Here is a 17921-nt window from a genome sequence, read left to right on the forward strand (position 1 = left end):
TTGCCATATAGTGCTAGTACTAATTGCATAATTACCTTGTAGTTCATTAGCCGCTAGGCTGGCTCTACATATACCTCCCTGTCCGCATGACTGTGGATAACTACCTGCACCGGGCACCGGTAAGGACGTAAACAATGAACACCAAGTTGATTATGTTGATGGAATCACTGCGTAGCTTTATCAAGCGTGAGGATGGGGCTTCGGCGATTGAGTATGCGTTGATGGCGGGACTTATTGCTGTTGCGATCATGGTCGCCGTCGAAACTTTGGGACTCAAGGTCAGCGGTGTGTTCACTGCCATTACCGGAAAACTACCTTCTGGTACTTGAGTAATCAATAACCTCTTGCCAGAGTATGTCACGGCATCAAGGTTAAAAAGGGGTCAGGTACATTTACGCTCCTAAGCTCTGCAGTTCTGTTGAACTGATCCCTGTTTGTAATATGCCAGCCCTCCACTGAAGGGTTGGCATGTTGTTTTGTAACAAAAGGGCAGTACTCCTTATCTTATTTGCCGTTGGCACTACTTGAGTCACATGGGTTGGTTTGCATGAGGGATGAACTCTGAGGGAGCAATTACAGATGCAATCAACTGTCGCGCCACCTCAGACCAGTGCCCTGGATATCGCTCTGCAACACTCCCCGGTCATCACCGGGCGCATTGATCTGCAGCAATGCCTGCATTTCGCCAATCCGCCGCTGGCCACCGCCGTCGGTTATCCCATCGAACGCCTGCTGGGCTGCAGACTGGCGCATACCCGCCTTGCCGCCATCGGTGAGCTGATTACCCGCCATGGCCGTGCGTTGCTGGCCGGTGAAGCCATCACCTGCAACACCGAAATCCAGCACGCCACCCTCGGCATCCGCAACGCCGAAGTCACCCTGGCGCCGCACCGGGCCGCTACCGGCAGTATCATCGGCTACCTGTTTTTCATTCACGACACCACCGACGCCTGCGCCGATATCACCCGGCTCCGATTGCTCGAACAGCAAGCCCGGCAACTGGCGCTGTACGACCCGCTGACCAACCTGCCCAACCGGCGTCTGCTGCACGAGCGGCTGGACCAGTGCCGCCTCGAATCCGCCGGTACCGGCGAATATTGCGCGCTGCTATCGATCGATCTGGACAACTTCAAGAGCGTCAATGATCTTTATGGTCACCCACAGGGCGACCTGCTGCTGAGCAATACCGCACGGCGGCTGATTCACAGTGTGCAGCTGGACGATACCGTGGCGCGCACCGGCGGCGATGAGTTCGTGGTGATCCTGCGCAATCTGGGCACCGAGCGGGCCGAGGCGCTGAACCGGGTCAGCCAACTCGCGGAGCGGATACTCACGGCGCTGGGCCAGCCCTACCAGACCGGTGCGGGGGAGTACTGGGGCGACTACGGCCTGCTGTCCACCCCCAGCATCGGCGCCGTGCCCTTCCATGGCACCCATCTGAGCAATGATGAACTGCTGCAACGCTCCGACATGGCGCTGTACCGGGCCAAGGCCAACGGGCGCAATCAGCTCGCCCTGTACGACCCCGCACAGTTGATCGAAGCGCAACGCCGCCTGACCCTGGAAACCGAGTTGCGCGGCGCCGTCGAACGGCAGGAGCTTCGCCTGCACTACCAGCCGCTGGTCGATGCGCAACAGCGCATCATCGGCATGGAAGCCCTGCTGCGCTGGCAACACCCCGAGTCAGGTCTGGTACTGCCGGCCCATATCATCCCGCTGGCCGAACAGACCGGACTGATTGTGCCCATCGGCCGCTGGGTGCTGGACACCGCCTGTGCGCAACTCGCCAAGTGGCAACAGAATCCGCACAGCAGACACTGGACATTGAACATCAATATCAGCGCTCGTCAGGTCAATGCGCCGGGCTTCTTCAAGCTGCTGCAGCAGTGCCTGACCCGCTCGGGCATCGATCCTTCGGGACTGTGCCTGGAGCTGACCGAAACCGTGCTGCTGAAAGGCATTGATCAGACGTTGCTCGACCACCTTGGCCAACTCCGACAGCGTGGTGTGCAGTTGGCGCTGGATGATTTCGGTACGGGCTATTCTTCGCTAAGCTATCTCAAGCGGTTGCCACTGAACTGGTTGAAGATCGATCAGTCGTTCGTCCGCACCCTGCTGGAAGACGCCAGAGATCAGGGTATCATCGCCGCCATCCTGTCACTGACCAGAGCCCTGGGCCTGAAGGTGGTGGCCGAGGGCGTGGAAACCCATGAGCAGTTCGACTATTTGCGCAGCGCCGGCTGCGACGCCTTTCAGGGTTACCTGTTTGGCCGGCCGGCGCCGGCCGAGCAGCTGACCCCAGACATATCCGCCACATTGCCGCTGAACCAGCCTGAGTAAAGCCGCCAGATTCGAGGTTTTCCATTGAAGAACAATCAACCCGTCACCCAGCATGAAATCACCTTCCCGGCCAGCCAGCGGCTGATTTCCGCGACCAATGCCAAGGGCGTGATCGCCTACTGCAATGACGAGTTCGTCGCGGTCAGCGGTTTTGACCGTGAGGATCTGATCGGCAGTGCGCACAACATAGTGCGCCATCCGGATATGCCCGAAGCGGTGTTCGAGCATATGTGGTCGTACCTGAAAAGCGGCAAGAGCTGGATGGGCATCATCAAGAACCGCTGCCGCAACGGTGACTACTACTGGGTCAATGCCTACGTCACCCCGATCCTGGAAAACGGCAAGGTCACCGGCTACGAGTCGGTGCGGGTCAAGCCCGAGCCGGAACAGGTGCGGCGCGCCACGGCGCTGTATGAACGGCTGCGCAATGGCCGCCCGCCAGCGTCCGCCGCCCGCCGCCTGCGCGCCCTGGCCCGCCTTACCGGCGCCCCCTTGGTCGCCACGGGGCTGGCCGCTGTCGCCCTGTACAGCGGTAACTACGGGATCAGCCTGGGCAGCGTCGCGGTGCTGCTGTTCGGCCTGCAAGGCCTGGCGTGGCGGCAGCAACAGCGGGGGTTCGCCCGCCTGCGCGACACCACCACCGACAGTTTCGACAGCGAGCTGATTGCCCGCACCTACAGCGACGCGCCGCCGGCGGAGGCACGCCTGCAGATGATCTTGATCAGCGAGCAATCACGCATTCGCACCGCCCTCAGCCGCCTCGACGACTTCGCCACCCGCACCGAGGACCTGGCCTCGCAGAGCAGCCAGCTGGCGCGCCAGTCAGCCCAGGCGCTACAGAAGCAGCGCGACGAAGCCGATATGGCCGCGACCGCAATGACCGAGATGGCCGCCTCCATCAACGAGGTGTCCAGCCATATCCACCAGACCGCGCGGGCAGCGGAACAGGTCAATGGCCTGAGCCAGACCGGCTCGCAGCAGGCGCAACATACCCGCCAGGTCATCGAGCGGCTGGCCGATACCGTACAGAATATCAGCCATTCAGTGGACGGCCTGGCCGCCGAGGCGCAGTCGATCCAGCAGGCCGCCGACATCATCCGGGCCATCGCCGAGCAGACCAACCTGCTGGCGCTCAACGCCGCCATCGAGGCAGCGCGGGCCGGCGAGCATGGCCGGGGCTTTGCGGTGGTGGCCGATGAGGTACGCGCGCTGGCCGCCAAGACCCAGGAGTCGACCACGAGCATTCAGCACATCATAGGATCACTGCAACAGGTCGCCGCCCAGGCGGTCGAGGTTGCCCAACAGGGCAGCCAGCAGGCGCAAACCGGTGTCGAACATGTGGTCGATACCCAGCAGGCACTGGACGGCATCAACCTGGCCATCGAACAGATCCACCAGATGGGCCAGCAGATGGCCGCCGCCTCGGAGCAGCAGGCCCATGTAGCCGAGGATATTTCCCGGCAGATCACCAGCATCGCCCTGGTCTCCGACCAGAACGCCGACCTCGCGCAACGCTCGGCGCAAACCGGCGAAGACATGGAGTCCACCGCTCAGGCGTTGCATACGCTGGTCGAGCGTTTTAACCGCTGAAGCGGTCTGGCAGCACAAACGCATGGCAATGGGAAACGACTCTTCACCCAATTACCCTGTTTAAATTCGGCTGTCGCCTTGAGATTTACGGGTCGAGCCAATACCATTGAACGCTTGGATTAATGTGACTCAGGAAGTGAGAATGCGCTCTTTTCTTTGGCTGCCCCCGTTGTTCGTTGCCGCATCCTTCAGTCTCGCGGCCGTTGCCGCCGAGCAGCCGGATCGGACCGCCGCCATCTCTGCGGGCCAATGCTGGGTAAACGCGCCCATCAAACCGCGCCCCCTGCACGAAAAAGTGGAAGTCGTGTTGCAGGAGTCCAGCCTCAGGTATTCCGTTGCGCCGGCGCAACTCAGGGAAGGCGTGCAGCAGGTAGTGACCCGCGAGGGCGTGAAAACCTATCGCGTGGTGCCCGCCACCTTCAAGCAGGTATCCGAACAGGTCGAGGTCAAACCCGAATTCCAGCGCACTGTGGTCGTGCCAGCCGTGTACGAGGCGCGTGAGGCGGTGCTTACCGTGGAACAGGCCAAGACAGTCCTCGAGCCTTGCCAGGCAGCGGGTACTCGCTACGGGAACAGTGGCGCGATGGCGTTCTGCGCCACGGAAATCCCCGCCCGGGAGGAGACCGTCATGGTCAACGTGCTGGTCGAACCCGAGACCACCCGGGTGATCACTGAGCCAGCAGTGTACGAGACCGTGACCCGCTGGGTGGTGGACCAGCCCGCGCGGGTGGTCGAAGTTGACACAGCGCCCCAGCTTGCCACGGTTCCCGTTGTGGAGACGGTCAGCCCGGAAAAAGTTCTGGAGCGCACTGAACCTGCAGTGATCCGAACCATGAATATCACCAAGTACCAGGGCGAGCCGCAGATTGCCCTCCGCCGCGCGGTGTGTGATTCGGATTTGCACCCTGCGCTGATCAGCCGACTGCAATCCGCGCTCAGCTCCAAGGGGTACAGCCTCGGCAACATTGACAGCCATCTGGGCCAGCGCACCATTGCCGCACTGTCGGACTACCAGGCCGACAACGGCCTCGCCATCGGCGCGGTAACCTACGAGAGTCTTGAACTGCTCGGGGTGCGTTGAGCGGTTGCCATATTGGCTAGGGTCTGTTGCACGCTTCAAGGCCTCATACCAGCACGGGTTTCTGTAGGAGATTCCATGGTTCGCCGCCCCCTTTAAAACCTCAGATCAGCACAGGTTTTGTAGGAGGCCCGACTCGGGGCGACGCTGGCCGCAAGGCCAGCTGGATGCACTGCCCAATCCAAACCCGGGCGGCCTGCGGCCGCCGTCGCGGCGGGTCGCCCCTCCCACAAAACCCATAACCCCGATATCCAGCCTTTACAGCCAGCCGGGGCTAGCAGCAGACCTGACCGGAGCTGCCGCCGTGCTATTTCGCAGCATCTCGACCGTGCTGGACAACCCTGTCCCCCCGGAACTCTTGATCAACAGAACATCGCCGTCCCTCAACTGATCTCCGAGGGCGGCGTTCAGTTCTCTGACCGAGGGGTACCACTGCATGGCCAGACGATTACCGAGCCCTTGAGCCAGAATCTTCATGCGCTCGCCACACAGTAACAGTAGATCGGGCTGGGCCTGGAGTACTGGGTCAACCAATTGCGCGTGATACCGATCGGCATCCTCGCCCAGTTCAAGCATGTCCCCCAACACCGCCACTTTTCTGCCCTGCTGTTCAGCCGTACCGGCGGTATCGGCAAACAGCGCCAAAGCGGCTTGCATGGACAGCGGGTTGGCATTGTAGGACTCATCGATCACTCTGACCCGCCCGCCCGGAGTGCAGGCATCGAACACCTCGCCCCTACCCGCGGCCGGCTGGAACAGCTCGAACCGGGCGAGCATGGGGGCCAATGGCAGTTCCAGCGCCAGGGCGACAGCGACACAGGCCAGGCTGTTGACGGCCATGTGCTTGCCCGCCGCGCCCAGAACGTAGCTGTAAGTCTGGCTGCCTATCGCCAGCTCGACGCGACGGCTCTGCACGCAGTAGTGCAGCAAGCGAACCTGGCTGTCGGCGTGAGCGCCATAACTCACCACGCTCAGCCCCTGCGCCCAGGCATGAGCATGAACAATCTCCCAGTGCTGCATATCCCGGTTGAGTATGGCCACACCACCCGCCCGCATCCCCTCGAAGATGCGGCTTTTCTTCTGCGCGATCAGCGCGGTGGTTTTATGGTATTCGAGGTGGGCTGGACCGATATTGGTGACCAGCGCGAGGTCAGGGCGGGTCAGCTGACTGTTCTGGGCCATGCGGCCGATGGCCAGTTCCAGCACTATATGGGGGCAGTCCCAGGGGATCGAGGCCAGGTTCCAGGCAATGCCATGTGGCAGGTTGGCATTATGCCGGGTCTGCCCAACCTCACCCCATGGCTGTAGCGCTCGGGTCAGCATGGCAACAGTGCTGGTCTTGCCGGCACTGCCGGTCACACCGATGATCTTGCCTTGCATCTGCTGACGGGCAAAGTCGCCCATGGCGAGGATAGCCTGATTCAGGTCCGGCACCTGCAAGACCGGCAACAAGGTGCCGGGCACGCCATCGGGCCGGTCGGTGATCAATGCCTGCGGGGTAAAGGGCAGTTGCTTGAGTGCTGCCGGCGCCACCCCACGGGAGCCGCCCGGCGCTCTGACCGCGACCATCTGCCCGGCCTGCAGGCTCTGCGCGAGAGTGCACAGCCCGGTCGCCCGCCATGCCGGGCCGGGCGCGGCCTGCCGCCAGCTGCCGCCCGTTGCGGAAAGCAGCCGCTCGGCCGTCCAGTTTGGCCCGCCTTGATAGGCAAGTTGAGCCTCGCGCGCCTGCGCAGCTTCAAGAAACGCCAGCTGCGGCGGCGTGCGCTGCTCCCGCTGCAGGTATAGGTGATAGGCCACAAACCCCGAAAGATAGTGCTCAACATCATCAATCCGCACCCGGAACGCCTGATGACGAATGAAAAAGCTGCCGAGTATTCTGGCCGGATTGCGGAAGTACATCGCGTATTCCGGCCAGAAATGGCCGTTCATCAAGTAGGCGGCGCGAGCGTGCAACGCCCGATCAAACTTGTCGAGATCAATCTCGCCCACTAGATGGCGATGCTCCGGACTCTGCTGAATGCGGTCCAGCATACGCCGCGCCGCCATCATCAACTCCAGCAGCGTCGGGAAGGTAGTGATCCGCTTGAGTACGAAATCCAGATGATCGGCGACGTTACGAATGCCGAAGCGGAAATAACGCTCCTCCGGACGGTACAGCGTGAGTTCGTTGACGCAGTAACCCAACCAGTGGTCATGGGCCTTCCAGTGCTCCCGCGCAATGAAGCTGTCGAAGGCCTTTTCCACCATGGCCAGCCATCGCTCATCGCCGGTCAGACGGTACAGGCGCATCAGGCCGAAGGCCGCTTCGCCGTCGTAATAGATGATGCGGAACGCAGCCTTGACGTCGAGTGCGGGGTAATTCAACACATGCACAAATTCCCCGCTGTCCGGGTTCTGCATGTGACGGATACCGAGTGCCAGCTCTTCCAGCAGCGGTAAATGCTGGTCGCTGTCGAACAGTTCGCTGTATTTGACCAGCGCCAGCAGGCACACGGCATTGCCGCCCAGCTTGATCTCGTTGCCCACATCCAGCAGGAACGCCGCCCGCTCACCCGTCGGCAACACCATGCGCTGGATCAGTTCCGAGCACAGATAGTCGAGCCCCCGTGCTATGGCCTGCGCCAGGGCCGGTTCGCGGGTGACCTCCCAGGCCTCGAGCATGGAATACAGCGTGCTGGCGTGGCGCAGCGTATTGTAGGCGTTGATCGGGCGGTCGAAGCAGGGATGCCAGCCGTAGTGGAAGCGCCCGTCCTCCCTGACCTGGGAGGCGAGATAATTCCCGCTCCGTTCGATCATGCCGCGCACCGTGCCGGCATCGCAATCAAGAACGCGCCGACCGGCATCGTAGCCGGTGGCGTGGAGTGCCAGCGGCGCCGTGTCGAGGTCACAGAACAGCCCCTCGGTGGTCAGCACATACACCGGCGCGTCGTCGGCAAAATCCGGCACCAGGCCGGGGAAGCGTCGGCCCGCATACAATTTGAAATTCTTCTCGTTGAGCAGCGCGTGATTCACCTGACTGCCGCCGTACAGCATGGCGTTGCCGTTGAGCTCACCTTCGAGAAATGCCCTGTGAAAATTCGCGTCCAGGGCCAGGCCGTAACGGAAATAATTGCGCTTGAGTACCTTCAGGCCGCCCCTCAGCGCTTTCCAGGTCAGCGGCTGCGCCTGCGTTACCCAGTCCGCCCGCAACCAGCACACCTGCATGTTACGGCGCGCGGCGAGGCGCTGGCAGGCAGCGCTGATTTCATCCCACAGAGCATCGAAATCCGCACCGCTGGCATGCACCACAGCGGCCCGCCGCTGCCCGTCGCTGAACGACAGAAACAGCGTATGTCTCGGCCAGGGTGACGGCAGCGCGGCGAGGCGCTGCGCCAGCGCGGGACGCATTTTATCCAGCAGCTGCGACAGGGTTTTATTCATGCTCTCGTCAAACACCTCTAACCCATTGATATATATAGCGACATCAACACACCCGCTGTAGGAGGCCCGTCGGATCGCCGCACCGCCCGGGGCGACGCTGGCCGTCAGGCCAGCCAATATCAGCAAGCACAGAGCCTGCCAGTAAACCCGGGCGCCCTGCGGACGCCGTCGCCCCGAGGGCGGGCCTCCTACACAAATACCTGACAGCACCACCGGCAGTAGTGCGCAAGCTCCTACCTTTCCCTCAATGCTTCGCCAGCGTAATTGATCGGCTTCATCAGATAATCGAACACGGTTTTCTGCCCGGTGCGGATATCCACCGTGGCGATCATGCCGGGCACGATGGGAAAGCGGGTGCCGAGCTGATTCACCAGCGCGTCGCCGTCGGCGCGAATGAATACCCGGTAATACACACTGTCCGGTTTGGCCTCGTCACGAATGGTGTCTGGCGAGATCAAGGTCACCTGGCCGTCAAGCCCCCCGTACACCGTGTAGTCGTAGGCCGTGATCTTCACCTTGGCGGCTTGGCCGGGATGGATGAAGGCGATATCGCGGGGTGAGATGCGTGTTTCTATCAGCAACTGATCGCCCAGCGGCACGATTTCCATCAGCCGCCCATTGGGCGGAATCACCCCGCCGCGCGTGGTGATTTCGATGTCCTTGACGATGCCCCGTACCGGCGAGCGGATGGTCAGGCGCGTCAGGGAGTCAACGCGGCCGCGCACCACTGATTCCAGCGACAGCGCTTCAGAACGGGCCTTGGCCAACTCCTCGCGGGCGAGAATCATGTATTCGGAGCGGGTATCTCCCGCCTTGAGCTCCAGCTCGGCAATCTGGCGCTTCAGGCGCAGTACTTCCACGTTGCTGGCCGCGCCGATGGCCATCAGGGACTCGGTAATGCCCAACTCCTCGCGCACCAGCGCCAGGGACTTTCTCACCCCTGCCAATGTCTGGCTAAGCCCCTCACGACGCGTTTGGTACAGGCGCTTTTCGCTGGCGATCAGGGCCGGATAGGCGTCCAGCTCGACGGGAAACTCAAGCACCGTATCATTGGCTTCCGCCTCCAGGCGCGCCACCGAAGCCAGGAGGGCGCGGTAACGTGCGGCGCTCTCCCCCACGTTCGACTCGGTCTTGGTGAGATCCATCTGGGCCAGTATCTGGTCCGCCTCGACGATGTCGCCCTCACGCACCATCAGATCGAGCAGGATGCCGCCTTCCAGCGATTGTATGACCTGCTCGCGAGAGATGGGAATGACCCGACCATCGCCAGTGGAGACTTCCACCACCTCGGCGAAGTAAGCCCAGAGCAGCAGCGCGGCGATCGCCAGCGACGATATCCAGGTGATCCGCGTGGCGCGGCTGATGCTGGTGTCATCGACGTCGTCGCTGTAATAGCTTTGCGTGTTTTTCATGAGTCACTCCGCGCGGCGGTTTCAGGCCGCACCACGGCACCTTGCGCCAGCCTGCCCAGAATCTGCTGCTTGGTGCCATCGCGCAGTATCTGGCCGTTGTCGACCACGATAATGCGATCCACCAGGCTGAGAATGCTCTGGCGGTGGGTCGCCACGATCAGGGTGCGCCCTTGCAGCCAGGGACCGAGGCGCTGGATAAAGCGCTTCTCGGCCACCTCGTCAAACGACGCCGTGGGTTCATCCAGCAGTAGCACACGCGGTTGGCGCACCAGTAATCGTGCCAGCAACAGCGTCTGGCGCTGGCCGCCGGACAGCCCCAGCCCCCCCTCCTGAATCATGTGGTCGAGCCCGCCCGGCAGCTTTTTCACCACATCGCCAGCACCGCTGACTTCCAGGGCGGACAACAGCTCATCGTCGCTGGCGTCCGGCGCGCCGAGCAGCAAGTTGTCGCGCAGCGAGCCGTGGAACAGGCGTGCGTTCTGCCCCATCAGGCTGAGGTCGCGGCGCACATCGGCAGGGTCGATATGAGACAGCCGCACGCCATCCACCATAACCTCGCCTGTCGAGGGCTCGATCATTCCCGCCAGCGCTTGCAGCAGAGTCGATTTACCCGCGCCATTGCGCCCCAGCACCGCGATGCGCTCCCCCGCCTTGATATCGAGCTGCTCGACACGCAGGACCGGCGGCGCACCCTCGCCGTACTGGAAAACCGCCTGACGCAGGGCGAAGTTACCGGCGATGGCGGGCCGATGGATGCGGCGCTCAGCGCCCGGATCATCCACCGTCAACTCCATGATGTTGTCGAGACTGACCAGCGCCAGCTTCGCCTGCTGCCACTTGCTCAGCACCTGGGTAACCTGTGCCATGGGCGCCATCATCCGCGACGCCAGAATCGACGCCGCGACCAGCGAGCCGACCGTGAGATCGCCGCTCATCACCAGCGGCGCGCCAAACAACACCACCAGGGCAAACACGCCGTTCTGCAGACTGTAGGTCCACACCCCCAGGGTGTTGACGAGAAAGCGCAGCCTGAGGTTCACATCCGCAGTTACCGCGTTGTAATGGTTCCACTGGTGCTGGAAACGCTGCTCGGCCTGCAGGCTCTTGATATCTTCAATACCCTGAACCGATTCCACCAGCATGGCGCTGCGCAAAGAGGATTCGCGCATCGCTTCGCCGGCCAGGCGCCGCAGCGGTTTCTGCATCAGCAGGCCAGGAAGCACCATCAGCAGCAAAGCCGCCACCGGCACCCATACCAGCGGGCCGGCGATATACCAGAGAATGCCGCAGAACAGAAAGAAGAACGGCAGGTCCGCCAGCGCCGTCACCGTAGTGGAGGTCATCAATTCCCGCACCTGCTCCAACTCGCGGATCTGGGAAATGAAGGTGCCGGTGGAGCGCGGTCGCTGGCTGTTCTTGATGCGCAGTGCGTGACCGAAGACCCGGTCGGAGGCGACCAGATCCGCGCGCTTGCCCACCAGGTCGGTGATGCGCACCCTGGCGCACCGCAGTACGAAGTCGAACACCATGGCGACCAGCACCCCGCCGAACAACACATAAAGGGTGGCCATGGACTCGGCGGGAATCACCCGGTCATAAACCTGGCGGGAAAACAGGATACCGGCCAGAGCCAGGACGTTGGCCATCAGCGAGGCCAGCATCACATGTCCGTAGGGCCTCAGGTCACCCAGGGCGATGCTGCGAAACCAGTGGGGCTGATAGGGCTTGATGTAATCGTCGACCCGCGCGTCGGGCACCGCCCGCGCCGGGCGCAGCACCACCATGGTCCGCGCCCGGGCCAGCAGTTGCTCACGCGGCAGCGTACTGCGCAGGCCGCCGTCACCGCTCAGCAGTACACTGAGCTGACCGTCGCCGGCAATGGACTCCACCACCGCCATCTGGCCGTCATCCAGTTCCACTGCCAGCGGCAGGCGCCAGGGCGTCAGCTGGCCTGCGTCGAATGCGCTGACCCGACAGCTGAGACCGATCTGACGCGCCAACCTGCCGAGCACTTCGGCCAGCGGCCGCCCTTCCGACCAGGCTGCCTCCAGGCGGATGTTTTCCTCGGAGCAATCCAGTCGGTAATGCCGCGCCACCGCCAGCACGGCGTCGATCCAGGGATCGAAAACGGCACGCTGACCGGCAAATGATGATTGTTCGGTCATGACCGCACCTCCGTTATACGGCTCGATACTCTGTGATCCAGCGCCTCACCGGCGCGGAACGCCTTGCGTAACCCACCAACGCTATAAAGACAATCGATCTGCAAGCTACGCAGATCGAACAGGGTATTCTGCTTGTCCACTTGGGTCTGAAAGATTTCCTGCTCGGTGTTGAGGATATCCAGCAAGGTGCGGGTCCCCAGCGACAGGTATTGATGCCGATACAACTCCTGAGTCTTGACGATGCTGTCGTAACGGTCGTCCTGCAACGCCAGGCTGGTGGTCAGGCTGCGCGCGCGATCGCGGGTTTCCCGGTACAGACGCGACAGTTCCAGCAGTGCCCTGTCCCGGGCTGCGTTGGCGCTGTACAAAGCGTGCTCTGCCGCGCGGCTACGGGCGCGCAGGGCGCCGCCTTGAAACAGGTTGGTGGACAGGTTGAGGCTGACGACAAACTCCTGATCGTCGAGTTGCTGCAACCCCCCGCCGGTATCCCGGTTCAGGTAATGCTCGAAATCCGCATTCAGCGAGAGGGTCGGCCGCCGTTCGGCGCGGGCCGAACGAATCGCGGCCTCGGCTTCGGCCCGCTCGGCCTCCGCAATCACCACCCGGGGAGCGCTGTCGAAATTCTCCGGCAGGCGCGGGCAGAGTCCTTCCAGTGGCTCGGGATAGGCAGCGTCCAGGGCCACCGCTTGCCGGCTGCCGATGAGGTTTTCCAGGGCGCGATGCCACTGATCGCGCTGCGCCTGCATCTGCAGTTGCGTAGCCCGTGCGGCCTCGCGACGGGATTTGGCTTGCATCTGATCGGACAGCGAGGCGGCGCCCATCGCCGAACGCTTGGTTGCTAAGGCTTCCAGCTCGGCAATGGCATCGATCTGCTGCGTGGCGAGATCGACCAACTCTTCGAAGCGCCGCGCCTCGATGAACGCCTGGGCGGTATCGCGGATCAGATCTTCCGCCGCCAGCAGTACACCGGCCTCTTCCCGGTCTACGCCGCTCTCGGCCGCCTCCACGGCACTGGAGACCTTGCCAAAATCGTACAGCCTCTGCGAGGCAGAGACCGTCAGGGCTTCCTCGGAGCGCCCGGTGGTGTGACGATAGCCGGTATTGATGCCCGACCTCAGCTGCGGCCAGTAACCCGCCCGCGCTATGCTGACCTGTTCCTGTTGCCCATCGAGACGACTGAGAGATTCAGCAATAGCGGGATGCCCATTCAACGCGCTGCGCACTGCATCAAAAAGCTGCAGCTTGCTTGACTTGCCATCGAGTTCCGACAGCTCGGATGGCTCGACGGAGAAGCTCTCCGTCAGCGGTGGGACAACGCTGGCCAGGTCCGACAGCAGTGCCTGCGATACCGGAGCAGCGCTGCCTGTATCTGTGTTGATGATGGGCCTGGTAACCACCAATGGAAGTGGCTCCGGGGGCACGCTCACCGTAGCAGGCACAGAAGTCTCCACCGCGTCTCCAGCAACGTACTGTCGCTCAGCAAACAGAGTGCTGTCAGGTTCCGTTGTAGGAGGCCCGACTCGGGGCGACGGCGTCCGCAGGACGCCCGAGGGGCTGCCGGCAGGCTCCGGAGCCTGCTCCGGGGTATGCGCCGCGATCGATTCTGTGTTCCGGGCAGTTTCAGTGCTGATTGATGCGGGTGCTTGCTCTGCTGCTGACTCGATTGCTTCCGGCTTGGTCGCTTCCGGTTCGCTTGCTTTGGCCACCAGATCCACCAGGGACACTCGTGGCACGGCATCCGCACCACCCTCTGCGGCGGCTTGCTCGACAAACTTTACCAACGAGAAAGACACCACTCGCCGCTCGCCGTTGCCTTTCACCGGAGCATCAGATGTCCTGGTGGAGGCGGCGTTCTCGGCCTGCTTGACGAATTCCGTCACCGATAATGCACCCGGCGACGGCGCCTTTCCTGCCTGAATGGCGGTGTCAGCCACGGCGATCGCGCTGCCCGCCGACAACAAAAACCCAACCGCAAATGACAACTTTGTCTGCCACATCCCTATCGTCTCAGCTCTGTTTCCAGCACGTTACCGTTAACGACGAATGGCGCCGGGCTTTCGCCCGGCGCCATTGCGCTTCCTTCGGTCAAATGTCGCGTGAATAAAATTTACATCACCGACATATTCTGCTGCGACAATAGGTCGTCGAGGCTTGTCGGCTCCAATGCAAAGGCCAGCTCACCAGCGACATCCAATACAGCGAGGGCGGTATCCTCCAGTACGTCCTGACCGACCTCTTCCGCCAATTGGTTATCCGCGACAGCCTCCGCATCTTCTGCGTCTTCCTCCTGGACTTGTTCTGCCAGCACGTCTTCGAGCAGCTCATCGACCAGCGTATCCTGCTCCGCCGCTCCTCCCAGCAAGTCATTGATCAGGCTGTCGTCCACCGCAGTCTCTGCCATTAAGGCTTCAGGATCAGGCGCGGACTCGGAAACTGACTCTTCAACGCCGCTCAGGATGCTGCCGAGCAACCCATCATCGCCGGCCAGATCAGCAACCAGGCCTTCGCTGTCGAGCACGGTATCCTCGATTGCTGGCAGATCAGCTTCACCCAACACCCCGCTCAACAGAGTGCCAGCACTGCCATCGGTAGCCGGACTCAAGAGACCGCCCAGCAGGCTGTCCTCGCCAAGGAGGCCACCGAGGATCCCGCCACCACCGCCGAGCAGACCACCAATCAGGTCGCCCACACCACCGAGCAGGCCGCCCAGCAGACCACCGAGCAAACCGTCGGAGCCAAGCAGACCACCCAGCAGGCTGTTCTCGCCGAACAGGCTGCCCAGCAGACCCTGATCGTCACTCACGAGGCCGAGCGCGCCGCCAAGCAGGCCGCTTTCACCAAGCAAGCCATTCAGCAGGGCATCAAGGGTATCGGTCAGGCCCAGGCTTTCCAGCTGGCCGTCGCCGAGCAGTCCGCCCTCACCGAGCAGTCCGCCGAGCAAGCCTTGTTCACCCAGCAAACCGGTGAGCAGATCACCTGCCTGCTCTTCGGTCAGGCCGTCCAGCAAGCCGCCCAGCGGGCCTGCTTCGCCAAGCAGACTGCTGAGCAGGCCGTTTTCGCCGAGCAGGCCATTGAGCAGATTGCTGCCTTCTTCGGTCGTCAGTACTCCGCCAAGCAAGCCGCCCTCACCCAGAGCAGCGTCGAGGATTCCATTCACCAGGCCGTCGTCGCCCAGTAGGCCGTCAAGCAGCTCGCCTTCGTTCAGACCACCCAGCAGCCCCTCGCCCAGCAGACCGCTGATCAGACCGTTGTCACCCAGCAGGCCGCTGAGCAGATCACCCTCGCTCAAACCACCGAGCAGGTTGCCTTCACCGAGCAGGCCACTGAGCAGGCCGTTTTCACCCAGCAGGGCATCGAGCAGCCCGTTATTCAGCAAGTCGCCGCCCAGCAGATCGCCGCCCGTCAGCCCACTCAACAGGTTCGGGACGATGCCGTCTGCACCCAGCAAGCTGCCGAGCGGGTCGGCGCCCAGAGCATCGCTACCGAGCAGACCGTTGAGCAGACCGCTGACAACACCCCCTTCACCCAACAGCCCAGCCAGCAAATCTTCGCCCAGCAGGTCGGTGCCGAGCAGATCATCGCCGAGCAAGGTGTTGATCAGGTTGGTCACCAGGCCTTGTTCACCCAGCAAGCTGTCGAGCAGATCACCCTCAACCGGGTTGCCACCCAGCACGCCATTCAGCAGGCCGGTGACCACCCCTTCCTCACCCAATAGCGTATCCAGCAGATCGAGACCGACCAGGCCGTCGTTGCTCAACAAGCTACCCAGCAGGTCGCCTCCGAGCAGCCCGCCCAGCAATCCTTCTTCACCCAGCAAGGACTCCAGCACACCGCTGCCCAACAAGTCGTCGCCGAGCAGGCCACCGCCCAGCAGACTGTCGAGCAGCCCGCTGACCAGTCCGTTCTCACCCAACAGCGCGCCCAGCAGGTCTTCACCCAGTACGTCCTCGCCGAGGATGCCGCCACCAAGCAAGCTGTCAACCAGGGTACTGACCAGTCCCTGCTCACCCAGCAAGCCAGCCAGCAGGTCTTCGCCCAGCAGCTGGTCACCGAGTACACCATCGCCCAGCAGACCGGAGAGCAAGCCATTCTCGCCAACCAGCGCATCCAGCACGTTGCTGACCACCCCGTCGTCACCCAGCACGGTACCCAGCAGCTCGTCACCGGCAAGACCGTTCAGCAGATCGCCACCCAGCAGTTCTTCGAGCAGACCGCTGACCAGGCCGCCTTCACCGAGCAGCCCGCCAAGCACGTCTTCGCCAGCCAGCGGATTGTCCAGAAGGCCCTCGCCCAGCAAGCCGTTCAGCAGGCCCGCGACCAATCCTTCGCTGCCCAGCAGCTCGGCCAGTACGCCGTTATCGGCGAGCAGATTTTCCAGCGGCAAGCCGCCCAGCTGATCGCCCAGCAATTGAGTGACCAGGCCTTGTTCGCCCAGCAGGCCGTTCAGCAGCTCATTGTCGGTAAACCCGCCTTCACCCAGCAGGCCGCTAGCCAGCAGCCCATCAAGCAGGTTGCTGATCACGCCCTCTTCACCCAGCAAGCCCGCGAGCACTTCCTCGTCAAGCAGCCCGTTCTGACCGAGCACCGTGTTCAGCACCTCGGATACCACGCCGCCCTCAGCCAGCAAGCCATTGACCAGTTCGTTATCCACCAGCTCGCTGCCGAGCAAACCGTGCATCAGCTGGGTAACGGCACCGTCTTCGGCGAGCAATACGCCGAGTGCACCCTCCGCGCCCAGCAAGCCGTCACTGGCGGTAAGTCCCGCGAGAGTTTCATTGCTCAGGAGCTGTTCCAGCAGTTGAGTGACCACACCCTCTTCACCCAGCAAGGTCCCCAGCGCTTCGTCACCGAGCAGCCCGTTGGCACCCGTCAGACCACTCAGCACGCCGGTCTCTCCGAGCAGGGTTTCCAGCGTATTACCCAACACCCCTTCGGAGCCCAGCAGGAGGTCGAGCAGCCCCGTTTCTCCCAGCAAATCCTGAACCAGGGTGGATTCGCCGAGCACCTGATTGAGCAAGTCGACATCGCCGCCAAGCAGGTTAGCCAGCAGCTCACTCAGCACACCGTTATCGCTGAGGAGTTGCGTCATCAATTCGCCCAGCACGGTGCCTTCGGCCAGAAGGTCACCTGCGAGGCCACCTTCGTCCAGAAGCCCACCGAGGATGCCGTTTTCGGCCAGTAGCGTGCCGAGTGCGCTGTCTTCAGCCAGCAGGCCGCCGACCAAGCCTTGCTCGGCCAGCACGCTGCTCGCCAGACTACCGTCAGCCAGCAAACTCGCCAGCAGAGAACCGAGCGCACCGTCTTCAGCGGTCAGCGCACTCAGCGTGCCGCCCATACCCAGGCCGGCCAGTACACCACCCAGCAAGCCTTCTTCGTTCAGCAGGTTGGCAACCCCATCGGTGACGAAATCGACCTGCGAACCCAGTAGACCTTCCAGCGCTTCGATCGCGAGGTCATCACCGCCGAGAATATCGGAAACCAGCGGCGCCAGCAGACCACCAAGATCGCTGCCCAGGCCACCCAGCGTCGCGTCCAGTTGATCCAGACTGTTCGGATCATTCGGATCGAACTCAGTACCCAGCAGAGGTGCCAGGGCATCGTTAAGACGATCGGTCAGGCCTTCGGTGGCAGCGATTGCCGGCGCCAGTGCGCCATCCAGCCCGAGAGCATCGTCCAGCGCCGGCACCAGTGCCCCTAGCACGGTGTCTGCGGGATCCAGAAGTGCATCGCCATCGGCGTCGGCATCTGCGTCGGCATCTGCGTCTGCGTCTGCGTCTGCGTCTGCGTCTGCATCAGCATCTGCATCTGCATCTGCGTCTGCGTCTGCATCAGCATCTGCGTCGGCATCAGCGTCGGCGTCTGCGTCTGCGTCTGCGTCTGCATCAGCGTCTGCATCAGCATCTGCATCTGCGTCAG

9 protein-coding genes and 2 pseudogenes are annotated in these 17921 nt (G+C 62.6%); 6 read left to right on the forward strand and 5 right to left on the reverse strand.

Annotation, left to right across the window (positions count from 1 at the left end; all coding sequences use genetic code 11):
- The first annotated feature begins 134 nt into the window (after positions 1–134).
- The 5 genes and pseudogenes from INT39_RS16305 (at position 135) to INT39_RS16320 (ending at position 5011) form a co-directional block, all read left to right on the forward strand.
- Positions 135–329, forward strand: coding sequence for a Flp family type IVb pilin (locus INT39_RS16305; RefSeq protein ID WP_226944836.1), 195 nt, complete (start codon positions 135–137; stop codon positions 327–329).
- 250 nt (positions 330–579) lie between these two features.
- A complete protein-coding gene (locus tag INT39_RS16310; RefSeq protein WP_193075052.1) occupies positions 580–2340 on the forward strand; it encodes a putative bifunctional diguanylate cyclase/phosphodiesterase in 1761 nt (586 codons plus the stop codon).
- Positions 2341–2448: 108 nt separating this feature from the next.
- Positions 2449–2646 (forward strand): annotated as a pseudogene (locus tag INT39_RS23020) (PAS domain-containing protein); the annotation flags it as partial.
- A gap of 336 nt (positions 2647–2982) precedes the next feature.
- Positions 2983–3930: pseudogene (locus INT39_RS23025) on the forward strand (methyl-accepting chemotaxis protein); the annotation flags it as partial.
- Between the two features lie 142 nt (positions 3931–4072).
- Positions 4073–5011 (forward strand): peptidoglycan-binding domain-containing protein, encoded by a 939-nt coding sequence (locus INT39_RS16320; protein WP_193075054.1) that lies wholly within the window; start codon positions 4073–4075, stop codon positions 5009–5011.
- A gap of 255 nt (positions 5012–5266) precedes the next feature.
- Here the strand turns inward: INT39_RS16320 and INT39_RS16325 are convergent, their stop codons facing one another.
- From INT39_RS16325 to INT39_RS16345, 5 genes are all read right to left on the reverse strand, one after another.
- Positions 5267–8554: a UDP-N-acetylmuramoyl-tripeptide--D-alanyl-D-alanine ligase gene (locus INT39_RS16325; RefSeq protein WP_226944837.1), complete on the reverse strand. Its 3288-nt coding sequence runs from the start codon at positions 8552–8554 to the stop codon at positions 5267–5269.
- Between the two features lie 107 nt (positions 8555–8661).
- Entirely contained in the window at positions 8662–9840 is a 1179-nt protein-coding gene (locus INT39_RS16330) for an HlyD family type I secretion periplasmic adaptor subunit (protein ID WP_193075055.1), read from the reverse strand.
- Complete coding sequence (locus tag INT39_RS16335) at positions 9837–12005, reverse strand: type I secretion system permease/ATPase (protein ID WP_193075056.1); 2169 nt, start codon at positions 12003–12005, stop codon at positions 9837–9839. The genes INT39_RS16330 and INT39_RS16335 overlap by 4 nt, the downstream gene beginning before the upstream one ends.
- Complete coding sequence (locus INT39_RS16340; RefSeq protein WP_193075057.1) at positions 12002–14002, reverse strand: TolC family outer membrane protein; 2001 nt, start codon at positions 14000–14002, stop codon at positions 12002–12004. The genes INT39_RS16335 and INT39_RS16340 overlap by 4 nt, the downstream gene beginning before the upstream one ends.
- 110 nt (positions 14003–14112) lie before the next feature.
- Positions 14113–17706: a hypothetical protein gene (locus tag INT39_RS16345; RefSeq protein ID WP_193075058.1), complete on the reverse strand. Its 3594-nt coding sequence runs from the start codon at positions 17704–17706 to the stop codon at positions 14113–14115.
- 20 nt (positions 17707–17726) lie between these two features.
- Here INT39_RS16345 and INT39_RS16350 point away from each other — a divergent pair.
- On the forward strand, positions 17727–17921 hold a 195-nt coding region (locus tag INT39_RS16350; RefSeq protein ID WP_193075059.1), incomplete at its 3' end, for a hypothetical protein.

Source organism: Pseudomonas sp. FME51 (assembly GCF_014897305.1).

Coding starts and splice junctions, on each gene's coding strand:
- INT39_RS16340 (WP_193075057.1), bottom strand. CDS start 14,002: ATGTGGCAGACAAAGTTGTCATTTGCGGTTGGGTTTTTGTTGTCGGCG.
- INT39_RS16330 (WP_193075055.1), bottom strand. CDS start 9,840: ATGAAAAACACGCAAAGCTATTACAGCGACGACGTCGATGACACCAGC.
- INT39_RS16305 (WP_226944836.1), top strand. CDS start 135: ATGAACACCAAGTTGATTATGTTGATGGAATCACTGCGTAGCTTTATC.
- INT39_RS16310 (WP_193075052.1), top strand. CDS start 580: ATGCAATCAACTGTCGCGCCACCTCAGACCAGTGCCCTGGATATCGCT.
- INT39_RS16335 (WP_193075056.1), bottom strand. CDS start 12,005: ATGACCGAACAATCATCATTTGCCGGTCAGCGTGCCGTTTTCGATCCC.
- INT39_RS16320 (WP_193075054.1), top strand. CDS start 4,073: ATGCGCTCTTTTCTTTGGCTGCCCCCGTTGTTCGTTGCCGCATCCTTC.